We start from the raw sequence: 6,791 nt of genomic DNA on the forward strand, positions 1-6,791 counted from the left end.
GGCAGACCTCGAGGCCCCGCGCCAGGTGGGGCACCTCGAGTTGCTCCATAGCGATCAGACCGTCGTGGTGGTCGTGCGCCAGCTGCGCGACCATCCGGGGGATACCCGGCGCTGGCAGGCCTTCGCCCAGGCCCATGGCGTTTACCTGGCGCGCTGGCTGGGCCGCGAGGCCCCCGAGTTCGGCTGGCTGACCTCCGCACCGGTGCTCCGCTGTCGGGTGCCGGGGCCTGAAGGGGCGCTCTCCCTGGGTGTCGCCCCAGGGGACTTCCTGCAGGCCAATGCCGAGGTCAATGGCCTGATGGTGAACACGGCCCTGTCCTGGTTGTCGCCGCTGGCTGCCGGCGAGCGCGTGCTGGACCTGTTCGCCGGTGTGGGTAACTTCAGCCTTCCACTGGCCGTTGCCGGTGCCCGGGTGACGGCGGCAGAGGGCAACCCGGCGATGGTCGCGCGACTGGGCGACAATGCCCGCGACAATTCATCAGGGCGGCGCCTGGATGTCGAGGCGTGCCAGGTGGATCTCGCCGTGCCGTCGGCGGTGCGCGCCCTGCTCCAAGAGGCTGTCCCCGAGGTGGTGGTGCTGGATCCGCCGCGGGAAGGAGCCGAGGCCGTGAGCCGGGCACTGGTGGAACATCCGGTGTCGCGTCTGCTCTATATTTCCTGTGATCCGGCCACCCTGGCCCGGGATGCGGCACATCTTGTGCATGGTGGCTATCGTATCCGCCATGCGGCCGTGGCTGACATGTTCGTGCACACCTCACATCTGGAATCCATGCTGCTGTTCGAATACCCCGGCTCGTCGCAGCAGGCCCAAGGAGCATCATGCGATGGTTAAAGTGCGTGAAGAGCAGCCGCTGACGCGGGACGGGAGGGTCGATATCGACCAGTGGCTCGCGCGCCTGCAGGACGACGTCAAGCTGCGCGACGTCGATGAGATGCTTCGTATCTGCGAGCTGGCCCAGCAACTGGAGTTGTCGTCCGGCCGCCCGCACAAGGCCTGGCTCAAGGATGGCTCGAGCTTTCGCATGGGCCTGGAGATGGCCGATATTCTGGGCGAGCTCAAGCTCGACCAGCCGGCGCTGGAAGCCGCGGTACTCTACCGCGCCGTCCGCGAGGAGCTGATCGGCCTCAAGGAGGTCGAAAAGCGCTTCGGCCACGAGGTCGCCGGTCTCATCGACGGCGTGCTGCAGATGGCCGCCATCAGCACCTTCCAGGTGCCCAGCCAGGGGCTGAGCCAGCACGACCAACAGGACAACCTGCGCAAGATGCTGGTCAACCTCATCGATGACGTCCGCGTTGCCTTGATCAAGATTGCCGAGCGCACCTGCGCCCTGCGACAGGTGCGCGATGCCCCGCGCGAGAAGCGCCTGCAGGTGGCCCGTGAGGTCTTCGACATCTATGCCCCCCTGGCTCACCGTCTGGGCATCGGCCACCTAAAGTGGGAGCTCGAGGACCTCTCCTTTCGCTACCTGCATGAGGCGGAGTACAAAGCCATCGCTCGGCAGCTCGCCGAGAAGCGTCTGGACCGAGACCGCTACATCAGCGAGGTGGTGGAGACCCTCAAGTCGCTGATGTCCGCCCAGGGGATCAGTCGCTATCAGGTCGACGGGCGTGCCAAGCACATCTACTCGATCTGGCGCAAGATGAAGCGCAAGCGCATCGACTTCTCTCAGGTCCATGACATCCGGGCGGTGCGTATCCTGGTCCCCGAGGTGGCCGACTGCTACACGGTGCTGGGCATCGTTCATTCGCGCTGGCATCACGTCCCCAACGAGTTCGATGACTACATCGCCAACCCCAAGAAGAACGGCTACCAGTCGCTGCATACCGCGGTGCTCGGCCCCGAGAACAAGGTGCTCGAGATCCAGATCCGTACCTTCGCCATGCACGAGGAAGCCGAGCTCGGGGTCTGTGCCCACTGGCGGTACAAGGGCCACGACACCAGCGCACGCAGCGCGAGCTACGAGGAGAAGATCGCCTGGCTGCGACAGGTGCTGGAGTGGCATGAGGAGGTGGGCGACTTCGGCGACCTGCGCGAGGGGTTAACCAGTGATGTGGCCCCGGATCGGATCTATGTCTTCACCCCGGACGGCCATGTGATCGACCTGCCCCGGGTCGCCACGCCGATCGACTTCGCCTATCGGGTGCACACCGAGGTGGGCCATCGCTGTCGGGGGGCCAAGGTCAACGGCCGCATCGTGCCGCTCACCTATCGGCTCAAGACCGGCCAGCAGGTGGAGATTCTCACCGCCAGCAAGGGCGGGCCGAGCCGCGACTGGCTCAACCCCAACCTGGGCTATGTGCGGACTTCCCGGGCGCGGGCCAAGATACAGGCCTGGTTCAAGCTGCAGGCCCGCGACCGCAACCTCGAGGAGGGCCGGGCGCTGTTCGAGCGCGAGATGAAGCGTCTCGACATCGAGGACATGGACTTGACCCGCCTGGCCAAAAAAGTCAACTACCCCACCCCTGACGACATGTACGCGGCGCTGGGTGCAGGCGATCTGCGCATCGGCCAGGTGCTGCACCAGGCGCAGCAGCTGTTCGGCGAGAGCGATGACCAGGAACAGCTCGATCGCCTGCTCGCCAAGCCGCGCAAGGCCCCGGGCAAGGGCACCGCTAGCGACATCACCGTGCTCGGCGTAGGCAACCTCAAGACCAGCATGGCCAACTGCTGCCATCCCGTGCCCGGCGAGCCTATCGTCGGCTTCATTACCCAGGGGCGCGGCGTCACCGTGCACCGCCAGGACTGTCCCAATATTCTCCAGCTACAACTGGACGAGCCCCAGCGTATCATCGAGGTGGAGTGGGGCGAGCGCGCTCGCACCCAATACCCGGTGGACATCGAGATCCAGGCCTGGGACCGTTCGGGACTGCTGCGCGACGTCACCGGCGTGCTCAGCAATGACCGCGTCAACGTGCTCTCGGTGAATACCCTCACCGATACCGAGGATGGCATCGCGCGTCTGTCCATCACCGTCGAGGTCGACGGTCTGGAGACCCTGGGACGTCTCTTCTCGCGCATCCAGCAGTTGCCCAACGTCATTGAGGTGCGTCGCCTGCGCAGCGGAGGCGGGCAGGGCAAATCGGGCAAGCGCAAGAGGAGAACGACATGAGTGAGTCTCGCTATGACATCGACGACCTGCTCGAGCTGATGGCCGTGCTGCGCGACCCCGAACAGGGCTGCCCCTGGGACGTCAAGCAGGACTGGGACTCCATCGTGCCCCATACCCTGGAGGAGGCCTACGAGGTCGCCGACGCCATCGAGCGGAGGGCCTGGGACGAGCTGCCCGGCGAGCTCGGCGACCTGCTCTTTCAGGTGGTCTACTACAGCCAGTTCGGGACCGAGGAGGGGCGCTTCAACTTCCACGAGGTGGTGCATGTCCTCACCGCCAAGATGCTGCGCCGCCATCCCCACGTCTTCCCCGACGGCACCCTGGCCTCGCGCCGCCCGCCAGGCGTCAGCGTCGAGGAGATAGAGAGCCGGCAGGCCCCAGAACTTGAAAACATCCATGGGCGCTGGGAAACGTTGAAGGCCGAAGAGCGCCAGGCTCGCCGCTCCGGTGGCGAACCCGACGCCACCGGAGCATCGGTGCTTGATGATGTCCCCCGCACCCTGCCGGCCCTCTCCCGGGCCGCCAAGCTCTCCAAGCGCGCCGCCCGGGTCGGCTTCGACTGGCCCGATGCCAGCGGCGTGCTGGCCAAGATCCGCGAGGAGCTCGACGAGGTGGAGCAGGCCCTGGCAGAGGGAGACCGAGACCATGCCGCCGAGGAGGTGGGCGACCTGCTGTTCGCGGTGACCAACCTGGCGCGTACCCTCAAGGCCGATCCCGAGCAGTGCCTGCGTGCCACCAATGCAAAGTTCGAGCGGCGCTTCCGTCACGTGGAGGCGGCGCTGGCCGCCGCCGAGGTGCCGTTGCAGGAGGCCGGGCTGGAGGCCATGGAGCGCCATTGGCAGGCCGCCAAGCATCGCGACACCCCCGTTCAGGAACCGCCGCAAGGAGAGTTCCGGCCATGAGCCATGACCTGCACGAATCGCTGCGTGACAATGTCCGTATCCTGGGCGATAGCCTGGGCCGCACCATCGCCGATGACCTGGGACCGGGCTTCGTCGACCGCATCGAGACCATCCGAGGCTTCGCCAAGCGCGGTCGCCAGGGCGAGGATGGCAGCCAGCGCGCGCTGATCGAGTACCTGCGCAAGCTGCCCGACCGTGACCTGCTGCCGGTGACCCGGGCCTTCAACCAGTTTCTTAATCTGGCCAATATCGCCGAGCAGCACTATCGCGCGCGCTTCCGTCGGGTCGAGGACTACAAGCCCGGCTCCCAGCCGGTGCTCTCCGAGCTTCTCGAGCGGGCCAGGGGCGCCGGCCACTCGCCGCGCAAGCTGGTCGAGACCCTGGCCGGCATGCGCGTCGAACTGGTGCTGACCGCGCACCCCACCGAGGTCATCCGTCGCACCCTGATCCAGAAATATGACGCCATCGACGACTGTCTCACGGCCATCGAGTCTTCCGCCGACTACCCGGAGCGCGGGGCACGTGCCCAGGGTCGCCTGGAGGAGCTGATCAGCCAGGCGTGGCACACCGACGAGATCCGCCACGAGCGACCGACGCCGGTGGACGAGGCCAAGTGGGGCTTCGCGGTGATCGAGAACTCGTTGTGGCATGCGGTGCCCGACTTCCACCGTGACCTGGACAACCTGCTGCTGGAAACCGCCGGTGAACGGCTGCCGCTGGATGCCGCGCCGTTGCGCTTCGCCTCCTGGATGGGCGGCGACCGCGACGGCAACCCCAACATCACGTCGAAGGTGACCCGGGAGGTGCTGCTGCTGGGGCGCTGGATGGCGGCGGACCTCTACCTGCGCGACCTGGAGCAGCTCAAGGCCGAGCTCTCCATGTGGAAGGCCAACAGCGCGCTCAAGGCTGAGGTGGGGGGGGTGGCCGAGCCCTACCGTGAGCTGATCAAGCGCCTGCTGGCGAGGGTCGAGGCAACCCGCGACTGGGCCAAGGCCGAGCTCGACGGGCGCAGCCACGAGGGCGGTCCCATCATCGAGACTCGTGACCAGCTCTATGCTCCCCTGCTGGCCTGCTATCGTTCGCTGTGTGACGTGGGGTTGGACACCATCGCCAACGGCGTGCTGCTCGATACGTTGCGTCGCGTGGCGGTGTTCGGGGTGACCCTGACCAAGCTCGACCTGCGCCAGGAGGCCAGCCGCCACGCCCAGGTAATGGAGGAGCTCACCCATGACCTGGCGCTCGGCCATTACCGGGAGTGGGACGAGGCGCAGCGCCAGGCGTTCCTGCTCAATGAGCTTGCCTCGCGGCGTCCGCTGATTCCGCGGCGCTGGGAGTGCTCCGCCGAGTCCCGCGAGGTCATCGAGACCTTCCGGGTCATCGCCTCCGAGCACCGTGAGGCGCTGGGCACCTACATCATCTCCATGGCCGCCCAGCCCTCCGACGTGCTCGCGGTGGCGCTGTTGATGAAGGAGGTGGGCGGCACGGTCGGGCTGCCCATTGCACCGCTGTTCGAGACCCTCGATGACCTGGACCACGCTGGAGAGGTCATCGACCACTTGCTGGCGCTGCCGGGCTATCGTGCCCTGGTCGGCGACAGTCAGGAGGTGATGATCGGCTACTCGGACTCCGCCAAGGATGCCGGCCAGTTGGCTGCGGCCTGGGCGCAGTATCGGGCCCAGGAGACGCTGGTGGAGGTCTGCGATCGTCACGACGTCGACCTCACGCTCTTTCACGGCCGCGGCGGCACCGTGGGCCGGGGGGGCGGGCCCGCCCACGCCGCCATCCTTTCCCAGCCGCCGGGTTCGGTGAACGGCAGCCTGCGGGTGACCGAGCAGGGCGAGATGATCCGCTTCAAGTTCGGCCAGCCCGAGATTGCCCTGCGCTCCATGGAGATCTATGCCTGTGCGGTTCTCGAGGCGAGCCTGCTGCCGCCGCCGGCACCCCGGCCGGAATGGCGCGAGGAGATGGACCGCCTGGCCGAGGTGGCCCACGGCGCCTATGTGGGGGTAGTACGCGAGGATCCCGATTTCGTCCCCTATTTCCGATCGGTGACCCCGGAAGGTGCGCTCGGGCGCCTGCCACTCGGATCGCGACCCACCAAGCGTCGCCAGGACGGTGGGGTCGAGACCCTGCGAGCGATCCCCTGGATCTTTGCCTGGACCCAGATCCGCCTGATGCTGCCGGCCTGGCTGGGCAGTGGCGAGGCCTTCAGCCAGCGGCTGGAGGAGGAGGGTGGTCTCGAGGTGCTCCGCGAGATGCGCGACCAGTGGCCCTTCTTCGGTACCTACCTGGACATGCTGGAGATGCTGCTGGCCAAGGCCGACGTGGGAATCGCCGCCTACTACGAGCACCGGCTGGTCGACGAGCCGTCCCTCAAGGCACTCGGGGAGCGGCTGCGCACCCGCTTCGGTCGACTCCACGACGCGCTGCTGCAGGTCCTCGACCAGCAGGAGCTGCTGGAGAAGACGCCACTGATCCGCCAGGCCATCGAGGTGCGCAACCCCTATATCGATCCGCTGCACGGTCTGCAGGCCGAGCTCCTGCAGCGTAATCGCGACGCCGACGGCGCGATCGGCGCGGACCTCTCCCGTGCATTGATGGTGACCATGGCGGGGATTGCCGCCGGCCTGCGCAATACGGGATAGCCCGGCTACGCCGGGAGCTGGAAGCTATAAGCTGTAAGCTTTGAGAAAAACCGTTGCCACTGCGTAGCTCGGTGGCAAGATTCTGGCTTACGGCTTACGGCTTACGGCTTACGGCTTACGGCTTACGGCTTACG

3 protein-coding genes and 1 pseudogene are annotated in these 6,791 nt (G+C 66.8%); all 4 read left to right on the forward strand.

Features of this window, described 5'->3' with window-relative positions; translation table 11 throughout:
• A pseudogene (locus RI841_RS13130) lies at window positions 1–832 on the forward strand (23S rRNA (uracil(1939)-C(5))-methyltransferase); the annotation flags it as partial.
• Window positions 825–3,110, forward strand: coding sequence for a GTP diphosphokinase (relA, locus tag RI841_RS13135; protein WP_310706069.1), 2,286 nt, complete (start codon window positions 825–827; stop codon window positions 3,108–3,110). The pseudogene RI841_RS13130 and the gene relA, both read left to right, overlap by 8 nt.
• Window positions 3,107–4,012, forward strand: a complete 906-nt coding sequence (mazG, locus tag RI841_RS13140) for a nucleoside triphosphate pyrophosphohydrolase (RefSeq protein ID WP_310706070.1) — start codon at window positions 3,107–3,109, stop codon at window positions 4,010–4,012. The genes relA and mazG overlap by 4 nt, the downstream gene beginning before the upstream one ends.
• Window positions 4,009–6,657, forward strand: coding sequence for a phosphoenolpyruvate carboxylase (gene ppc, locus RI841_RS13145; protein ID WP_310706072.1), 2,649 nt, complete (start codon window positions 4,009–4,011; stop codon window positions 6,655–6,657). Before mazG ends, ppc begins: the two co-directional genes overlap by 4 nt.
• Window positions 6,658–6,791 lie beyond the last annotated feature (134 nt).

The organism is Halomonas sp. (assembly GCF_031581305.1).
Taxonomy (GTDB): Bacteria; Pseudomonadota; Gammaproteobacteria; order Pseudomonadales; family Halomonadaceae; genus Halomonas.